General features: G+C 38.9%; 15 protein-coding genes. 9 read left to right on the top strand and 6 right to left on the bottom strand.

Translation table 11 applies throughout. The features are described from left to right. Positions 1 to 107: 107 nt before the first annotated feature. Both cls and BV906_RS11585 read left to right on the top strand, forming a co-directional pair. Entirely contained in the window at positions 108 to 1547 is a 1440-nt protein-coding gene (gene cls, locus BV906_RS11590) for a cardiolipin synthase (protein WP_087973698.1), read from the top strand. Between the two features lie 33 nt (positions 1548 to 1580). After that, positions 1581 to 2093 (top strand): acyl-CoA thioesterase, encoded by a 513-nt coding sequence (locus tag BV906_RS11585; protein WP_087973697.1) that lies wholly within the window; start codon positions 1581 to 1583, stop codon positions 2091 to 2093. A 424-nt stretch (positions 2094 to 2517) separates the two neighbouring features. On the opposite strand, the gene BV906_RS11575 is transcribed toward BV906_RS11585, so the two are convergent. Next, the gene (locus BV906_RS11575) at positions 2518 to 2847 is read right to left on the bottom strand and encodes a winged helix-turn-helix transcriptional regulator (protein WP_087973695.1); all 330 of its coding nucleotides are present in this window, start codon (positions 2845 to 2847) and stop codon (positions 2518 to 2520) included. Positions 2848 to 3147: 300 nt separating this feature from the next. Here BV906_RS11575 and BV906_RS11570 point away from each other — a divergent pair, with 300 nt between their 5' ends. After that, on the top strand, positions 3148 to 4386 hold the full coding sequence (locus BV906_RS11570) for an aminopeptidase (protein ID WP_087973694.1): 1239 nt from the start codon (positions 3148 to 3150) through the stop codon (positions 4384 to 4386). A gap of 1094 nt (positions 4387 to 5480) precedes the next feature. Here the strand turns inward: BV906_RS11570 and recQ are convergent. After that, the gene (gene recQ, locus BV906_RS11565; RefSeq protein ID WP_087973693.1) at positions 5481 to 7628 is read right to left on the bottom strand and encodes a DNA helicase RecQ; all 2148 of its coding nucleotides are present in this window, start codon (positions 7626 to 7628) and stop codon (positions 5481 to 5483) included. 232 nt (positions 7629 to 7860) lie between these two features. Between recQ and BV906_RS11560 the strand changes: the two genes are divergently transcribed. After that, positions 7861 to 9711 carry a cation:proton antiporter gene (locus BV906_RS11560; protein ID WP_087973692.1) on the top strand — a complete coding sequence of 617 codons (1851 nt, stop codon included), beginning with the start codon at positions 7861 to 7863 and terminating at the stop codon, positions 9709 to 9711. A gap of 42 nt (positions 9712 to 9753) precedes the next feature. Here BV906_RS11560 and BV906_RS11555 read toward each other — a convergent pair whose 3' ends face one another. Together BV906_RS11555 and BV906_RS11550 are read right to left on the bottom strand one after the other, a co-directional pair. Continuing rightward, positions 9754 to 9942, bottom strand: a complete 189-nt coding sequence (locus BV906_RS11555; RefSeq protein ID WP_087973691.1) for an SE1832 family protein — start codon at positions 9940 to 9942, stop codon at positions 9754 to 9756. 63 nt (positions 9943 to 10005) lie between these two features. Beyond that, positions 10006 to 11100, bottom strand: coding sequence for an AI-2E family transporter (locus tag BV906_RS11550; protein WP_176330333.1), 1095 nt, complete (start codon positions 11098 to 11100; stop codon positions 10006 to 10008). A 388-nt stretch (positions 11101 to 11488) separates the two neighbouring features. On the opposite strand from BV906_RS11550, the gene BV906_RS11545 reads away from it, so the two are divergent. Then, positions 11489 to 13231 (top strand): phospho-sugar mutase, encoded by a 1743-nt coding sequence (locus tag BV906_RS11545; RefSeq protein ID WP_087973689.1) that lies wholly within the window; start codon positions 11489 to 11491, stop codon positions 13229 to 13231. Positions 13232 to 13465: 234 nt separating this feature from the next. Next, on the top strand, positions 13466 to 14257 hold the full coding sequence (locus tag BV906_RS11540) for a TerC family protein (protein ID WP_087973688.1): 792 nt from the start codon (positions 13466 to 13468) through the stop codon (positions 14255 to 14257). Positions 14258 to 14320: 63 nt separating this feature from the next. Here the strand turns inward: BV906_RS11540 and BV906_RS11535 are convergent, their stop codons facing one another. Continuing rightward, on the bottom strand, positions 14321 to 15298 hold the full coding sequence (locus BV906_RS11535) for a DUF4003 family protein (protein WP_087973687.1): 978 nt from the start codon (positions 15296 to 15298) through the stop codon (positions 14321 to 14323). A gap of 193 nt (positions 15299 to 15491) precedes the next feature. Here BV906_RS11535 and BV906_RS11530 point away from each other — a divergent pair, with 193 nt between their 5' ends. From BV906_RS11530 to BV906_RS11520, 3 genes are all read left to right on the top strand, one after another. Next, positions 15492 to 15932 carry an OsmC family protein gene (locus BV906_RS11530; RefSeq protein ID WP_087973686.1) on the top strand — a complete coding sequence of 147 codons (441 nt, stop codon included), beginning with the start codon at positions 15492 to 15494 and terminating at the stop codon, positions 15930 to 15932. A gap of 225 nt (positions 15933 to 16157) precedes the next feature. After that, positions 16158 to 16925, top strand: a complete 768-nt coding sequence (locus tag BV906_RS11525) for a FixH family protein (protein WP_087973685.1) — start codon at positions 16158 to 16160, stop codon at positions 16923 to 16925. Between the two features lie 33 nt (positions 16926 to 16958). After that, positions 16959 to 17360 (top strand): VOC family protein, encoded by a 402-nt coding sequence (locus tag BV906_RS11520; RefSeq protein WP_087973684.1) that lies wholly within the window; start codon positions 16959 to 16961, stop codon positions 17358 to 17360. Between the two features lie 306 nt (positions 17361 to 17666). Here BV906_RS11520 and BV906_RS11515 read toward each other — a convergent pair whose 3' ends face one another. After that, entirely contained in the window at positions 17667 to 19460 is a 1794-nt protein-coding gene (locus BV906_RS11515; RefSeq protein WP_342744385.1) for a DNA ligase D, read from the bottom strand. Positions 19461 to 19614: the final 154 nt, after the last annotated feature.

The following is a 19614-nucleotide window of genomic DNA, read 5'->3' as shown; positions in this document are numbered from 1 at the left end:
GGAGCAGGCGTGTTTTTTATTTTTGCATTATTATCTTGGAAGAAATTTCTATGCTATATTATATAGGTAGAAGTTACATATTAAACAGAAAGGGAGGACCATAAAACATGGGGATACTTTCTTATTTATTAGTATTTATCATTATCTTTAATATTGCATTAGGAGTTTCCATTATATTCTTAGAGAGAAAAGACCCTACTTCTTCATGGGCATGGCTAATGGTCCTTCTGTTTATACCGATAGCAGGATTTTTTCTATACTTGGTCTTTGGGAAGCCGATAAGTAAACGGCGAATTTTCACATGGGATAAACAAAGTAGAATAGGTGTCAAAACTGCTGTTCAGGCTCAACTCAGGTCACTGGAGGAAAGGGAATTTGTCTTTAATCATAAGGAATTGGAGATATACAAAGATTTGGTATACCTTCAATTACGGAATGATGATGCAATATTTTCACAAAATAATAATATCGATATTCTTACTGATGGAGAAGAAAAATTTAATGCTTTAATCCTAGATATGCAAAAAGCAACCAATCATATTCATATGCAATATTATATTATGCGTAGTGATGAACTCGGCGAGCGTCTGGCCGGAGTTCTGATTAAGAAGGCTAATGAAGGTGTGAGCGTTCGCGTACTATACGATGCGATGGGTTCCCGCTCCTTAAAGAAAAGCTATATTAAACGATTAAAAAATGCTGGTGTCATGGTCGATGCTTTTTTCCCAGCGTTATTTATTTTCAACTTAAAAATTAACTTTCGAAACCACAGAAAGTTGACAATTATTGATGGAAAAGTTGGATATATCGGAGGGTTTAATGTTGGTGATGAATATCTCGGTAAGAAAAAGAAATTCGGATATTGGCGGGATACACATTTACGTATAACTGGGGATGCCGTTCGAAATATGCAGACACGATTTATTCTTGATTGGAATCAAGCTTCACGGGATATTATTCTATATGATGATCACTATTATGATACAAGTCCAAGTGGTGATGTCGGAGTCCAAATAGTTACAAGTGGACCGGATGCTGAGTGGGAGCAAATCAAAAATGGCTATATCAAAATGATTTTGGCAGCAAAGGAGTATGTATATATTCAGACACCTTATTTCATTCCTGACGAGAGTCTTCGTGATGCATTGCGAATTGCAGCTTTATCGGGTGTAGATGTAAAGGTTATGATTCCAAATAAACCGGACCACCCTTTTGTTTATTGGGCCACCCTTTCTAATAGTGGTGACTTGTTAAATGCTGGTGCAGAAGTATATATTTATCAGAATGGTTTTCTCCATGCGAAAACAATTGTTGTCGATGGGAAAATTGCATCAGTAGGAACCGCAAATATTGATGTGCGCAGTTTTCGACTAAACTTTGAGGTGAATGCATTCCTTTATGGTTCGGGGATTTCCGAAAAGCTAGCACAGCAATTTAGTAAAGATATTGAATTATCCACTCAAATGACGGAAAAACTTTATGAGAAACGATCGATAGGGATACGATTTAAGGAGTCCCTTTCCAGATTGCTTTCCCCAATCTTATAAGTTAAAAAACGAGCTTCATTAGGAGGAAATAAAATGGAAGCAAGAGCCTGTTCAAAATCACTGGCATTAAAAACAACACACGTTCTACCACCAGACACAAATGCTTATGGCACCCTCTTTGGTGGCAAATTGATGGCGCATATAGATGATATTGCTGCGATCGCTGCATCAAAACATGCCAAAAATCCGGTAGTAACTGCATCAACAGATTCAGTCGACTTCCTTGCACCGGTAAAAGTCGGTCATTACATCTCCATAGAAGCCTTTGTGACATGGACACATCACACATCAATGGAAGTCTTTGCAAAGGCCATCACTGAAAATATTGTAACAGGAGAAAGACAAGTATGTACGACTGCTTTCATGACATTTGTAGCGATTGACTCAAATGGAAAACCAGTCCCAGTACCACCAGTTTTCCCTGAATCAGACAATGAAAAAATGCTCCACGAAAGCGCACCACAACGAGCAAAACACCGAGAAGAAAGAAGAAAAAGCTCCAAAAACCTCGCCAAAACATTCGGTACGAAGTATGTAATGGAATAGTATACAAAAGCGGAGGCGACCCGGTTAGGGGCGTATGGACTGGACTGGACCGCAGGAGATAAAGGAAACACGACGAACGGAGGGAGTCGATGTTGACTTATCGTACGGAGGTCTCAGGAAGTCCAATAGCCCCTGGTCGCCGCAGCTAGCCGACACAAAAGCGGAGGCAACTGTCCAGAAGCGGACGCATAAGCAAGGGACTGTAGAGCGCTGGTTTTAGCGCTCTTTCTTTTGAATCGCGGAATAAAGATGATTTGCGCGGAATAATATCACGAATTCGCGGATAAAAAGAAATAATCGCGGAATAAAATAATTAATCGCGGATAAAATTAATTATTCGCGGAAAAGCATAAGCTAGCGGGGTAAAAAGCAATCCTATACAATATAAAAAGAACTTCCTCAAACCGAGGAAGTTCTTTTAAACTTAAGCATTTTGGTCTTCAACTTCTTCTGGGGTAACATGATTATCGGCCCAGTCTTGAATTTCTTTGATAACTGGTTCAAGCGATTTTCCCTTTTCAGTAAGGGAATATTCAATACGAACAGGGAATTCAGAATATATATTACGTTTGACGATACCTTCTTTTTCGAGTAATTTTAATCGATCAGAGAGCAATCTTCCACTTATAGGCAAATCTGCTTCCATCTCTGAAAAACGTTTCGTTCCTTTTAATAGATCAAATAGAATTAAACCAACCCATCTTGTGCTCAGAAGTCCCATTGCCTTTTCAAAACGTGGACATAACTTCTCCATAAAGATCACCTCACTCTTTTAAATATCGTTATGATTCGTTAATATTATAATTTTATGATTGATTACAAAAAGTAACTTATTCTTTAATATTAACATATTTTGGCGATTAGGTAAATAGGACTGCAATACTTCGATGATCTTTTAAAAGAGCAGTATCATAAACGGAAATTAAATTTTGGCGAATTTCCGGTCAATATGGAATAATGAATTTATAATGTGTTTTTATTAATACAAGAGACAGTGTTCAAGCCATGCCGTTTTTTAGTAACACATACTATGATATCTTTTGGAGGTTAAATGATGGTAAGTCAACAAACACAAGAAAAGTATGCGGAATTAGCATTACGTACAGGTGTTAATTTGCAAAAAGGACAAGCCTTGATGATTAATGCACCGATTGAAGGAGCAGATTTCACTAAAATTGTTGTTCGCAAAGCATATGAATTAGGTGCAAAAGATGTGCATATTAACTGGACGGATGACGAATTAACGCTTTTGAAATATGAAAATGCGCCGGAAGAAGTACTTACAGATTACCCAGAATGGAAAGTGAAGCTTCATGATACACTTGCAGAAGATGGTGGAGCAGTATTACACATTCGTTCAACGAACCCGGATTTATTAAAGAATATTGAACCATCTCTTGTTGCAAAAGCAAATAAGGCAGCAGCAGAAGCAATGGTGAATTTCCGTAAATATACAATGAACGATAAAATTACATGGTCGATTATTTCTATTCCATCGGGTGACTGGGCACAAAAAATCTTCCCTGAAAAGTCAAAAGAAGAGGCTGTAAGTAGCTTATGGGATGCCATCTTGAAGATTGTCCGTGTTGATCAGGAAAATCCAATTGCTGCTTGGGATGCACACAATGAAACATTAAAAACTGCCCGTGAGGTATTGAATGACAGGAATTATAAGAAGCTCATCTTTAAAGCGCCGGGAACAGATTTAGAAATGGAATTACCTGAAGGCCATATATGGAAAGGTGGATCTGCTGTTTCCGAAGGTGGTGTGACATTCAATCCGAATATCCCAACAGAAGAAGTATTCACCATGCCAAATAAATACGGTGTGAGTGGAACGGTCTCAAGTACAAAACCACTTAATTATGGTGGCAGTCTGATCGATAACTTTAGTCTCACATTCAAAGACGGTCAAGTAGTTGACTTTAAAGCTGAAGTTGGGGAAGCGGTCTTAAAACATTTGCTTGATTCGGATGAAGGTGCACGTAGACTTGGTGAAATTGCATTAGTACCACATGAATCACCTGTATCACAATCGGACCTTATTTTTTATAACACCTTGTTTGATGAGAATGCATCATGCCATATTGCTTTAGGAAAAGCTTATCCAACTAATTTGGAAGGCGGATCAGCGATGAATGGCGAAGAACTCGACAAACATGGTGTAAATGACAGCCTAATCCACGTTGATTTCATGATTGGTTCCGAAAAATTGGATATTGATGGCATACAAGCAGACGGCACAACCGAAGCCGTATTCCGTAATGGAACATGGGCATTGAACGTAAAATGAAATGCGAAGGCGACTGACCAGAAACGCAGGCATAAGCAAGGGACCGACATGCAGGTGAACTTTCCTGCATAGAGAGTCAATTGCTTATGACCGGAGTTTCTAGGAGCCGCAGCTGGACAGAGGTGAATAATAACTTTTGCTGCTTTAGACGGAATATATATAAGCTGTAACGTAAGAGAAGCAACTTCGGCTACCGCTCTAGGAAGTACATTTACAATTTATGGAGATTGGTGAGCCAACTTACGCTATAGCATTTGGTTATCTCACCGATGCCTCCGTTCCTCAGAAGTCTACGCGTATCCCAGAGCTGATAAAATGCCGTTTGCAATTACTTCGGTTGATAAACGCTCTCATGGACTATGTGCTGGTTAATCGCGTTCGTTCGGTCGTTGACAAGCGCTCTCATGGACTATATGCTGGTTAATTGCGTTCGTTCGGTCGCTGACAGGCGCTCTCATGGACTATATGCTGGTTAATTGCGTTCGTTCGGTCGCTGACAGGCGCTCTCATGGATTATGTGCTGGTTAATCGCGTTCGTTCGGTCGTTGACAAGCGCTCTCATGGACTATGTGCTGGTTAATCGCGTTCGTTCGGTCGCTGACAAGCGCTCTCATGGACTATGTGCTGGTTAATCGCGTTCGTTCGTTGACAAGCACTCTCATGGACTATGTGCTGGTTAATCGCGTTCGTTCGTTGACAAGCACTCTCATGGACTATGTGCTGGTTAATCGCGTTCGTTCGTTGACAAGCACTCTCATGGACTATGTGCTGGTTAATCGCGTTCGTTCGTTGACAAGCACTCTCATGGACTATGTGCTGGTTAATCGCGTTCGTTCGGTCGTTGATAAACGCTCTCATGGACTATGTGCTGGTTAATCGCGTTCGTTCGGTCGTTGACAAGCGCTCTCATGGACTATATGCTGGTTAATTGCGTTCGTTCGGTCGCTGACAAGCACTCTCATGGACTATATGCTGGTTAATTGCGTTCGTTCGGTCGCTGACAGGCGCTCTCGCAGACATTATGCGGCCTTATCACATTCGTTCGGTCGTTGAAGTAAAGAACAGCCTGGCATAAAAACGCCAGGCTGTTCTTTTTACATTAATTCATTTTTAACTAAAACTGCTTTAATCTTCGTATAGTCATATTCCTCTGATAATGCTTCCTTCAATGGTTTCAACTTTTTCTCATCTATTTGACTATGCGCAGCAATCACTGCCGCTTCTTCCTTCTCATCGAAGAAGATTTCCCATGCGAGGGGATGGCCATCTTGAAAAGCTTTGAAAATATGATTCTCAATCGTCATTTTAGAAAAATCTCGGATTGCTGCAATGTCTTTAATAGACTTACCAGATTGAAACATTTGATAGCTAATCAAATGACTCGGACGATCATCGGCCGTTTTTTTAACTTTTGGTTTGGATGCTGAGGTGTCAGCGATACGAACCTTCTTTTTTACATCCTGATTATTAGCGCGCCATTCCTTAATAATTGCTAAAAATTCTTCCCCATATTGTTCATATTTCTTTTCTCCGACCCCTTTAATCTCAAGCATATCCTCCTTAGAAGTAGGGAAGTAGCGGCTTAGTTCTTTCAAGGTAGCATCAGAGAACAGAACATATGGTGGGACATTTTTTTCATCGGCAATTTGCTTCCGTAATGCGCGCAGTTCTGCAAATAAGTCCTCATGGTAATCGGCATCATCACTTGTTGGAATTGGAGCTGTATACATCTCAACACGCCGATTCCCTTTTAACACGTCAACAGAGTTTTGAATCAATCGTAATGTAGGATATTGTCCTTCCTCAGTTCCAAGTAGTTGCTCGGCAATTAGGAAATGAATTCGTTCGGTAAGTTCTTTCTCTGTATAGGCTGATAATATTCCATACGTAGAAATTTTGTTGAGACGAAAATCTCTTATTTTTTTATCTTTGGATCCTTTTAATACTTTAGCAGTCATGCCAACGCCGAAGCGTTCATCCATTCGTTTCACACAGGATAATATCATTTGAGCTTCTTCGGTAATATCGACCTTTTCCTGCCGCTCCACACAGTTGCTGCAACGACCACATGTTTCCTTTGTTACTGTATCGTCAAAGTAATCGAGGATAAATGATGTTAGACAACCATGGGTGTGACAGTAATTGATTATCGCCTGTAATTTGCGATACTCATTTTGTTTGGCGGTATCGTCCATAAGAGATTGCTCGATTAAAAATTTCTGCAGTTGCACATCCTGCGGGGAGAAGAGTAGAATACAATCACTAGGTTCTCCGTCACGTCCGGCTCTTCCTGCTTCCTGGTAATAGGATTCAATATTCATTGGCATGGCATAGTGAATAACATACCGAACATTGGATTTATCGATTCCCATTCCAAATGCGTTTGTCGCTATCATAATCGCCGTTTCATCATGAATAAATGCAGCCTGTGCCTGTTTACGCGCTGTTTCCGATAAGCCGGCATGATATTTAGCAACATTAATTCCGCGTTTGGAAAGCTGGTCATATAATGCATCAGCCTGTTTTCTAGTGGCAGTATAAATAATGCCAGATTCGTCCTGGTGTTCTTCTAAAAATGACCGTATGTAGGAAGGTTTATCTTTTCCTTTCACGATATGGAAGGATAAATTTTCCCGTTCAAAACCGGTATTGACAACATGGTTATCCGTAATGTTTAATAGTTCCTGAATATCGGAAATGACTTCCTCTGTAGCTGTTGCAGTTAATGCAACAAGGACAGGAATATTGGATAATCGTTTCAAGTTGGGTACGATGGAACGATAACTTGGCCTGAAATCATGTCCCCACTGTGAAATACAATGTGCTTCATCAAACGCAACGAGTGCTAGAGGGATTCGTTTGATTACATTTACAAAAGACCCGGATTCAAACCGCTCTGGTGCAACATAGACAAATTTATACCGGCCATTTTCCAAATCGCGCAGTCGAGCTTGTTGTTCTCCTGTTGAAAGTGAGCTATTGATGAAGGTTGCGGGGATTCCCAACGCCTGTAGTGCATCTACTTGGTCCTTCATAAGAGAAATTAAAGGGGATATAATAATTGCAGTTCCATCCATGGATAGACCAGGAATCTGATAACATAGTGATTTACCGCCACCTGTTGGCATCACAGCAAGTGTGTTATTCAGCTGTAATATATGATCGATTGTATCCTGCTGTCCAGGACGAAATGATTCATAGCCAAAATAGGTTTGCAGAATTTTTTCTTCTTTCACTAACATGTTCAGAGCCTCCTTCTAAAATATATAAGCTTATCCTAACATATTTTGCGTTATAAGACTAAATTAGAATTAAAGGGTGGGTAACTTAAATGTTTGTAAATTAACGTTAAAGTAATCGTTTAATTTCGCGTAATTGATTTACTTTTTCACTATTCATCTATAGAATAATTTTATAATATAGATGCTTCACTATGTGGAGTTTTGTCAGTTAAATATAAACAGGAGGTATGGTATGGTCCCTTCTTTATTATTTGAAATAATGATTATTGTTGTACTGGGAATAGCCTCACAGTGGGTAGCATGGCGTTATCGAATGCCTGCAATCGTCGTCATGTCTGTTACGGGATTAATTATTGGGCCGTTCTTTGGATTAATAAATCCTGAACAGGACTTTGGTGCTTTATATAGTCCGCTTATTTCTGTAGCGGTGGCAATTATTCTCTTTGAGGGAAGTTTAAATTTAAGTTTCAAGGAATTAAGAGGAATTGGAAAGCCGATTTTTCGAATTTCAACTATTGGAGCATTTATTGCATGGATCCTTGGTTCCCTTACAGCACATTATATAGCGGGGCTGTCATGGACGGTTTCATTTGTTATTGGTGGTTTATTTATCGTAACCGGACCTACCGTAATCTTACCACTGCTCCGACAATCAAAACTGAAGCCAAGACCAGCTAGAATTTTAAAATGGGAAGGAATTATTGTTGATCCGATTGGTGCACTGTTAGCGGTTTTTGCATTTGAAATTATTACGTTTATGACAGCAGATAATCCGAATCCCACGCAACTTTTATTGTTCTTTGCAGCATCATTGTTTGCAATTATTCTTGGCTGGGCTCTTGGGCGCGGACTAGGCTGGATGTTTGAAACGGGTCATGTACCAGAGTTTCTGAAATCTCCGTCCGTTATCGTGATAGTTATCCTTTGTTTTACCGTTGCAGATGAGATTATGCACGAGACAGGACTTCTATCTGTAACAGCGATGGGGATTACATTAGCAAATATGGGAATCAGTTCCATTTCAGATATGCGGCATTTTAAGGAAAATATTTCAATTCTTCTTACGTCAACCATCTTTATCATGTTGACTGCTTCGTTGGAAATGGATACCATTCTTCGTGTTTTCAGTCCGAATATAATTGGTTATGTGTTATTAATGATGTTTGCAGTAAGACCATTGTCGATCTTTCTATCGACAATTGGTACGGCACTGTCTTTCAATGAGAAAGCTTTACTCGGATGGATTGCACCCCGTGGTATTGTTGCATTAACGGTATCTGGTTACTTTGCTAACATATTAACAGATGCAGGATATGAGGATGCAGCCATTTTAACGACACTAACCTTTGCACTCGTCTTCTTTACGGTGTTGGCACATGGTTTTTCCATTGGTTGGTTAGCGAAAAAGTTAAATCTATCCATGGAAGGCAACCCGGGCGTACTGATCATTGGCAGTAACCCATTTACTGTGGAATTAGCAAAATCACTCGTGAAGGCAAAAAGACCCACCGTAATTGTAGACTCTTCTTGGGAAAACTTGAGTATAGCAAGAAAGGCAGGACTCACAACCTTTCATGGGGATATGCTTTCCGAGCAGACGGAATATCACTTTGATACGATTCCATACGATTATATGCTCGCAATTACAAGTGGGCGTTCATTTAATTCATTAATCTGTACAACTTTCTTACCGGAGTATGGCAGAACGAACGTGTTCAAGGTAAGTCCTCACAACGGGATTGATAATGGATATTCGAAAGATGTCGTTTCCCAGATTGGTGGAAGAATATTATTTGATAAGAAGTTTACACTTGAAGATCTAAATGAAAAAGTGAGAAATGGTTTTGTCGTACGACAGACCACACTAACAGAGAAATATAATTTTGAAACTTATAAAAAGGATAAAGATCCATCAACCGTTTTTCTATATTTGATAAAAGCTTCAGGTCAACTGAAGTTCTTCTCTGAAGAAATGCGAACTGTTCCGGTTGCAGGAGATACAATTGTATGTTTAACACCGCCAATTAAAGAAAAATCAAAAATTGAGGCGAAGTTAAATAACAACCAAAACTCGAAACAATAAAGAAATAGGGAGTAAACCGTGTTACTGGTTTACTCCCTATTTTTATTCTGCATCTTCCAGTTCATCAAGCTGTCGGTTAACTTCCGCTATTTCATCTTCGAGACGAATAAGTTGCCCTTCAGCAGATGATACTCTTCCTTTTACATATTCCAATTTATCCAAGTCACTTTGAATACGTACGTAATCTGATTTTAATTCAGCCAGTTTTGTTTGTAAGGCTTCTTTTGTCATGATTAAATCCCCCCTTAAATTTTTGTGAATAATATTCAAAAAGTTTCTTATTTGAACGCGTGCTTAAATTAATGCGTCATCTTTATCTTTTTTAGAATCTACATAGGTATCATAAAAATGGACAATAATCGTACGCAATACGGCATAGAATGGTACTGCGAACAGAATACCGATAAAACCGGCAATACTTCCTGCTGCAAGGATGACGGTAATGATGGTAAGTGGATGCAGACTTAATGCTTGTCCCATCACATTTGGCGAAATTAGGTTACTCTCAAACTGCTGTGCAGCGATCATGATAATCGAAACCCAAAGGAGGTTCATCGGATCTTGGAAAACTCCGACAAGCAGGGCTGGTGCCACCGCGAGAAATGGCCCCAAATACGGAATCACATTCGTCATCATACCGAACAATGAAAGTGCCAATGCATAATCGAGGCCGATGATTAGATAACCAATTAATAGCAATATCCCAACGACAAAACTGACAAGCAGCTGACCCTGAATAAAAGAAGATAGAACATGATCTATCTTATGAAGTAGACTGCTAATATTTTTCGCCTTTTTCTCACTGAACGTCTGCGTTATAAAAGGAACCAGTTTTTCGCCATCCTTTAACATGAAAAACAAGAAAAAAGGAATCAATACAACACCTGCAACAATACTAATGACCTGACCGATTAATACACCGATAAATCCAAATAAATATTCTACTGTATTTTCAATAGTCGTCGGTAGGTTATTCACAAAGTCATTGATTGCAGTTACAACTTGATCTGGAATGGCAGTGTAATTTGCCTGCCAATAATTGATAAAACTCTCCACCATCTTGATCATCGACGGAATACTATCTACGAGGTTTGTAACTTGGTCCCTGACGATAGGCCAGATGAACATAACGAATAAGAATAGAACAAGAATAATCAGTAAGAACACGAGTATAATAGATAAAATTCGTGGAACTTTACGTTTTTCTAAGAAATGCATAACTGGTTTTGTTAAATAATAAAGGATCCCAGCCCCAATTATAGGGAATGCAACAGCACCAAATATTTTTATGGCTGGAAAAAAGATAAAGGTTGTTTGAGATATTAATAAAACCAGCAAAAATAAAAGAACAAAGAAAATCATTACCTGGAACCACCGTTTATGTACCAATAAAATCACTACTTTCTCTACTTATTCGTATAGTCTCTTTGATTAATGTTTATAGCATTATAATCCTTGCAGCTGAGCGATCCCGGACGGCGGGAGAAGCACATATTTATAGAAAACAACCAGCAGTTCTAACGCAGTATATAGTTTTTTAGCAAGAATAACATATCTTTTGGTTGGGAGAGTAACTGCAGTCCCTAGAAAACAGTATTCATATAATTATATATTACCTGTAAAATGAAATATTAGAAAGTTTGTTTATAAACTATTAATATTTTGATTGCCTTTACTAATATTTCCACCAATCGGTATTGTTAAACAAGACTTATAGTATAATGCTAGAAAGTGTGATAAAATTTTGACATATAATTGTATAACAGGGGGTAACGACTTGGCAAATTGGGAAAAGGTGTATAAGAAATGGGATTCATTTGAAAACCTTGATGAATCACTAAAAACAGAATTACATAGCAAAAAGGATAATAAAACGGCGTTGGAAGATGCCTTTTATAAGGAGTTGACTTTTGGTACAGGCGGTATGAGAGGTGTGCTTGGTGCTGGAGTCAATCGAATGAATATATATACAGTAAGAAAAGCGGTCAATGGCCTTGCGAACTACCTGCTGGCTAACCGTGTTAATGTGAAGGACAGAGGCGTTGTTATAGCATATGACTCGAGATACATGTCACCTGAATTTGCTATAGAGTCAGCAAAAGTACTTGGATCCTATGGAATCAAAACACATCTTTTTGAATCATTGCGTCCAACACCACTGCTGTCATTTGCCGTTCGTTATTTAAGTACGGCTGCAGGCATTATGATCACGGCAAGCCACAATCCGCCAGAATACAATGGCTTTAAGGTATACAATGAAAGCGGTGCGCAAATTACACCAGGGGAAGCAGATCAAATTATTGAAGCAATCAAGCAAACAGAAGACGAGCTGACAGTTCCAACATTGGAAAAGACTGATTTGGAATCAAAAGAGCTGATTAATTGGCTTGGGGAAGAAGTAGACAATGCATACTTGTCACATCTGAAGCAAATTACCAAAATGAGTCCTGATGTGCTGGAGCAGGAAAAGGACTTACAGATTGTTTTTACACCGTTACATGGTACAGCCTATCACCTTGTTACAAAAGGACTTGAACAGCTTCAATTTTCTAATGTATCGGTTGTTGAGGAACAGGCAAAACCAGATCCAGAGTTTTCTACAGTTCAATCGCCAAACCCTGAAGAACATCAGGCGTTTACGATGGCTATTGAACTTGGAAAGAAAACAGATGCAGATATACTGCTAGGTACAGACCCTGATGCTGACAGATTAGGTGTGGCAGTCAAGAATGATGCCGGCGAATATCAAGTTCTGACAGGAAACCAGCTTGGATCATTACTTCTTGATTATATTTTGGCACACAGTGATCAAAAAGTAATTCAAAACCCTCGTATGATAAAAACAGTGGTAACTACTGAACTTGGACGGGCAATTGCAGATGCAAACCAAGTGGAGACGATTGATACATTGACAGGATTTAAATTCATTGGTGAGAAGATCAATCAGTTTGACTCCACAGGTGAAACATTTATCTTTGGATTCGAGGAAAGCTATGGATACTTGATCTCAAGCTTTGCCCGTGATAAAGATGCAGTTCAGGCAGCAATGATGGCTACAGAAATGGCTTATTATTGGAAACAGCGCGGAAAAACACTATTTGATGCTCTGAATGATTTATATGAGCAACACGGGTTTTATTTGGAAGGAATGTCTTCCCTAACCTTGAAAGGGAAAGAAGGATCTGAGCAGATTGCAACTATTATGAATGAAATTCGTACTAACCCATTCGAGGAAATTAACGGAATTAAGGTTGAAAAAATAGAAAATTATTTAACGAGTGAACGTATAATAGTGGCAGATAATATAAAAGATATTATTGACTTGCCACAGGAAAATATGATGAAGTTTATACTTGAACAAGATGGTTGGATCTGTCTGCGTCCATCTGGCACAGAACCAAAAATAAAATGTTATTACGGTGTGCGTGGAAACAGTCGTGATGACAGTGAACAATTACTTGCATCTTTGAAAGATACAATGGATAAAATGATAGATGGAATTGTAAAAAAATCCAGTTAGAATGAGAAGTAATTGTTCTTAGATTTGACAGAAAAAGTAAAATAGCTTTTAATGATATTAACTTGATATTTCCTAAAGGGGAGTAGCTGTACAATTAAAGTCGTCATTACGAGATAATATCTCCGGCTTGGTTGGCAACGAACGTTGTTAGCGAGACCTTTACCATTAGCAGGTAAAGGTCTCTTTTTGTGCTCTTATCTGCTAATGAGATTATATTTTTTAAGGAGCATACACATGGGAACAGAATTAATATTGGAGTATTTATGGGTTCTAGTTGTTTTAATCGGACTGGAAGGGTTGCTTGCTGCTGATAATGCACTTGTTTTGGCAATTATGGTTCGTCATCTTCCGGAAAAACAACGTAAAAGGGCTTTATTCTACGGTTTAGCAGGGGCTTTTGTGCTCAGATTTGGATCGCTATTTATTATATCCTTCCTTGTCGATGTATGGCAGGTTCAGGCGTTGGGAGCATTATATCTGCTGTTCATTTCGTTTAAGAACTTATATGGGAAATTTAAACCTAAAACTGAGGATGACGTAGACAAACTGAAAGAACCAATTCCTGTTGGAGAAGAACCAGAGGCTTCCAGAAAAGAATTTTGGCTTACAGTGGTTAAGGTTGAATTTGCTGACCTTGCTTTTGCAGTTGATTCGATTCTTGCAGCCGTGGCGCTAGCAGTAGCGCTTCCACCGACTGGATTAGGTACAGTTGGAAGTCTGGACACCGGTCAGTTTGCAGTCATATTTGCAGGTGGTATGATTGGTTTAATTATCATGCGTTATGCAGCCAATATTTTCGTTGGCTTGCTGCACGATCGTCCAGGACTGGAGATTGCTGCTTTTGCAATTGTTGGTTGGGTAGGGGTAAAGCTGGCAGTTATGGTATTTGCTCATCCTGATATCGCGTGGATACCACACGAATTCCCGCATTCTACCTTATGGAAATCGATATTCTATGGTGTATTGGTATTAGTTGCTGTTGTCGGCTGGTTTGCTTCCGGTTCGAAAAAGGAAAAAACAGCATAATGAAAAGCAATCCGCTCCGATTTGGTGCGGATTGCTTTTTTTTATTTGTTATAGGGTTGTTGCTTAATTGCTGCCATTACTTGAGTTTGTTGCAGCAGTAGTGGATGCGATGGTTGCAACCATGACAGCCTGCTGTGCTTGTAGGATGGTTTCCAATGTCGTGTGGATACTTGCCTCTAAAGCGTCATGATTATCAAGTTTTTCACTGACATACAGTGCAACGGCCATAATAAGGTTCATATCCTTTTGCCATTTGAACCCTTTCTTGCTATTTAAGGAGTCGTACGTTTGATTAATCTCCGTCATATTGAATTCGTCTTGTGGAAGCAGAGCAAGCATACCAATGATAGGATAATACATTCGCTTTGTGCGGATCCCGGCTTTTTTGAATGTATCCATCACGGTAACAGATCGATTAACTAAATCTCCAGTACTGGACTGATTATCGAGCGTTAGAATATGGCTTAGAAACTGTAATTCATTTCCTTTCCAAAATCCATTTTCATTTAATTCATTATAAAATTGTTCCATCCGCTGAATAATGTTCGATTGTTGCTCGTTAGCGAGTAAAACGGCAAGAGGATAATCATTTGCACCCGTCAAAATAAGGTGTTCTTGTTTCATTCCATCATATATTTCCTTTGTTCGATTGATGACTTCCTCCTGTGTCAATATACTATCCGTGTTTGTTAGAGCGATTGTTGCTGCCAGATAGGTAAATACGCCACTTTTGAATTTAGCATTTTTAAATCCCTCATATATACGAAACAGTGCATCAATTTGATTTTCGGGATCATCAAATTTCACATCAAGAGAAGCTGCAGTAGTAAATCTGGAATAAGATTTCAAAGCAGAAAAGAGACCGGCTTGTTCTTTAATTCGATCAGCGATCCGGAGCATTTTATCTATATGAAGTTCTTTATTGTTCATTGTGTACATGGAAGCAATGGTCATCAGTATTTTTTTATCTGAAACCTTCCATTTCATCGCATCATTCAATTGGTAAAAGTTATTCGTATAGATTGTCATTTTTTCTTGCATCCATTGGTACCACCTTTCTGGTATGTACTTTTTATTACGTATTGGACAGCTAAAAGGTTTCGGGATGTTAACATTCTGCAAATGGTACTAAAGTCAAAAGTAGCTTGGACTATTATCGTAGTGTAGGGAAAATAGTTATTTTTATTTTTGTTTGCGTGTCAGCTACGTTAAAATGATTGTTGAGGTGATTGACATGGCAGAACATCATTTTCATTTAAAAGCAGACTGGCCGGGTGGAAGAAATAGTGAAGGCTATATCGAAGCAGGAAATTTAAATACAAAAATTTCCATACCGCCTGAAATGGATGGCCCAGGTATTGGTACAAATCCGGATGAGATGTTATTAGGTGCAGCCGCAACCTGCTACATTATTACATTGGCAGCATTGATCGAACGAGCGGAATTACCACTGGAAGAAATGTCCCTGGAATCAGTTGGGATTGTTGAGGTAAGAAGAGGTATCTTTACATACAAAAAGATTATTCATCGTCCAACCGTTTCATTAAAGGAAACTGCAACAGATGAGCAGCGAGGGAAATTAGAGAAGCTTGTCGTAAAGGCAGAGAAAAGTTGTATGATTTCAAGAGCACTCCAAGGAAACGTTGAGCTGGAACTACAACCAAATCTAAAATAATGAAAAAATCGCTGCACAAATTGGTGGAGCGATTTTTTCGACGAAATCAGTAACTTTGGTCATGTTATCAGTGTTTAACCATATTGTTCACATAAAATCTATTGATAAGTAACCCCCTTGCTGATACATTTTGTTATAGAATGTTTTACTTTAGCTAAGGTAATCGATGTTCGTTATAGATGATTTTATTCTTGAACCAGGATAATGAAAGAGAGGATCTTAAAAATGAGAAGAAAAAGCTTACTATTTATGTTTATATTGTTAATTGGTGTTTTAGCTGCATGTAATGGCACAGCTGAAACGGAGAATGAAGATGAAGAACTGAAATCACTTGATGTTGAATTTGAGGTTCCTGAGCAAGCTGATGCAGGTGAAATAATTGAACTGAATGCAATCGTTACATATGGTGATGAGGAAGTTACAGATGCGGATGAAGTAAAATTTGAGTATTGGGAAATGGGAAATGAAGAAGATAGTATAACGGTTGATGCAAATAATAATGGGGATGGAACGTATTCTGCTGAAGTGTCATTTGACCATGATGGAGTTTATGAAATGTATGCACACACAAGTGCAAGGGCTATACACACGATGCCAAAGAAATCGATTACCATTGGTGAAGGTGCAAGTGCTGACCAAGGTGAAGAAAACCATGGGGAAAGTGATGGCCATCATGAACATTCAGGAAATAATGATGGATTTGGAATGGACTTTATGGAACCTGAAGAAATCACAGTAAATCAAGAAATCGATTTGACGGTTCATTTACAAATGGATAACGAAGCTTTTGAGAATGCCAATGTTCGTTATGAAATTGTAAACGATAGTAATTCAGAGAAGCATGATTGGGTCGATACAGAAGAAGCTGTTCCAGGTGAATACACGAGCAAATATTCATTTGAAGAAGATGGGGCATATACAATAATTATTCATGTTGAAGATGACGAAGGATTACATGAACATCAGGAATATGAGATAGTAGTGAATGAATAATAACTCAATATATTATGGAAAGCAGGGGATTTTATGGCAAAGGTAACACCATTCTTAATGTTTCAAGATGGTAAGGCGGAAGAAGCGATGAATTATTATACCTCCCTAATTGAGGATTCTAAAATCACAAATATTATCCGATACGGAGCGAATGAAGAGGCTGGTGATGAGGGAACGGTAATGCAGGCTACCTTCACTTTAAAGGGTCAGGAATTTATGTGTATTGACAGTAATATAGCACATCAGTTTTCTTTCACTCCATCGTTTTCCATCTTTATTACTTGTGATACAGAAGAAGAAATTGATAATCTTTATCAGAAACTAGGCGAAGATAGACAAGCACTTATGCCTTTAGACAATTATGGTTTCAGTAAAAAGTTCGGTTGGATAAATGACCGCTTTGGAGTTTCTTGGCAGTTGAATCTTCCTGAGTAAACTGGAAGGGTATTCTAAAGATGGCTTTGCTGCTCTGCACCCCACTCTTTCTATTTTGGAATCTAGCAATTACACTATTTAATAATAAATATAAAGCACTTCTTTCTGTATTATCTGTATTAATAGAAAGAAGTGCTTTTGTGATATTAACAACTCCATAACAATCCTCAACCTCTATTTTGAATTTTGTAATAATCTCTGCATCCAAGGACAACATCGTCAAAAAGTGCGCACTCCCTCCGCAAAGTGGTGCAATGTCGCCGAAAAGTCGCGCACTCCCGTCAAAAACAGTTACACCCCAACTGCTCACCCTCTTACTAATTTCAATACTTTATCCAATTTCTGAACCGCAGCAGTCTCAAAATAATCAGCAAAAGGGCAACCCAACTCCTGAACACGCTTGACCACATCAGCAATTGTGAACTGTGTAGGGTGTAAACCGTCCTGAACTTCATCCCAATATAAGGGGGTTGCTACTGTTCCTTCTTTTGTCATCCGTGTGGAATAGGGAGCAATCAATGTCTTGTCTTTGCCATGCTGAACATAGTCAATATACAATCTGCCATTTCGGTTTTTCTTCATTCGCTCGGTAGTAAATAAGTCAGGAGATATGTTTTCAATTGTCCAGGCGATTGCTTGTGTAAAGATAGCTGTTTCCTCGTAAGTCATGCTTCCTTCTCGAATGGGAATATGAATTTGTAACCCCTTATTTCCGGAAGTTTTAACAAATGACTTCAATTCGAGATCATTCAGTAATGTGCGAATAAGCATAGCTGCCTCGATAGCTAAGTAAAAATGCTCCCTGTCCGGTGGATCGAGATCAAATACGATTTCTGTTGGTACCGTACTGTGAATCCGTTGAAAAGGAATATGGTATTCCACAGAACCATGGTTAGCAAACCAGATTAGTGACTCCAGATTATTACATACAATCGTTTTCCCATCCTCGGAGGGAACACCCATAATAAAATCAGGAGCGTAATCAGGCAGATGTTTTTGAAAAAAATGCTCCTTGTCGACGCCGTCCGGACAGCGAATAACAGTCAATGCTCTTTTGTTCAAGAAAGGGAGCATATATGGGGAAACTTCACGCATATAGGTAAGGAGATCACCTTTTGTGTAGAATGCATCTGGCCAAATTAATTTATCTATATTTGTCAGTTCTATATTCTTTGGGGGCATCGCCAGATCTAAATGGAATTTATTCCATGTGCATTCTTCCGGCTTACGGTTTGGCAGTAGCATTGCAAACTCTGGCTCACGTAATTCACCTTTATATAAATCAAGGGTATGGATTGCCGCACAGACAGCCGGTGGCAATGTATATACCTGTCCATGTTTATTACCATTTGATATAAATAACTGTTTTAATGTTTGAAAAGATTCGGTATCCAATCCATGCTTGCATTTTCCAACTGTAACTACTTCTTCAGCCTTAAAGACAGCAACTTCAAAATAGCCATTTTCCATGTCGTATTTAGTTAGAAATACTTCGATCGTACGCCAGTTTTTAATTTTCAACCAATCACGGTGGCTCTTCCCAGGTTGGTAGGTGCTTACTTTACGTTTCGCAACAATGCCTTCTCCTTTAGATTCAAACACGGCGCTATTGACCTCATCTGCTTTGGAAAAGACTTCTACTAACTTCACCCGATCGGCATTCGCAAGTTTTGCAAACAGACTGCTTAAACTTTTCTTCCGCATTGAGTATTTTTGTGTAATGGATGATGCCCCTTTCATCTCCAATAAATCAAATGCCATGAACACGGCTGGCCTGATCTGAGCAGTATTTTGTATGGTATCTTTATTTTTCAATCTCCCTCGTTTTTGTATCCAAGAAAAGTTGGATTGGTATTTATGATTTAATATGACAAGCTCCCCATCCAGTGTTAATGGGAGAAACGGAGCAATGGATTTAAAATTTTCCTTGCAGAATTCGACAATCTCTGGAAAGTTTCCAGTAAGATCCTTCTTGTTTTTACTCGTTAAGCGAATCGTACCATTCGACTTCCAAGTCAGTACACAACGGAAACCATCATATTTCACTTCATATACCCATGCATCACCAGTCGGTATGTCAGAACTTGAAACAGGCTTCATGATATCCAATAAGAGCACCTCCTTTTAGTGAATAACCCCACCTTATCATTCTTTCCGAATGCTTGAAGATAGGGCTTCCTGTTTCATAGACCACTGCATCGAAGGAATTTCTTAAGATGGCTGATGTTGTCTCCACAGGCTTGATTATACTGTT

The sequence above is a fragment of the Oceanobacillus rekensis genome (assembly GCF_002153375.1).
Lineage (GTDB): Bacteria > Bacillota > Bacilli > Bacillales > Amphibacillaceae > Oceanobacillus > Oceanobacillus rekensis.
The sequence above is the reverse complement of the archived record's forward strand: the minus strand, read 5'-3'. Positions and strand labels throughout refer to the sequence as shown.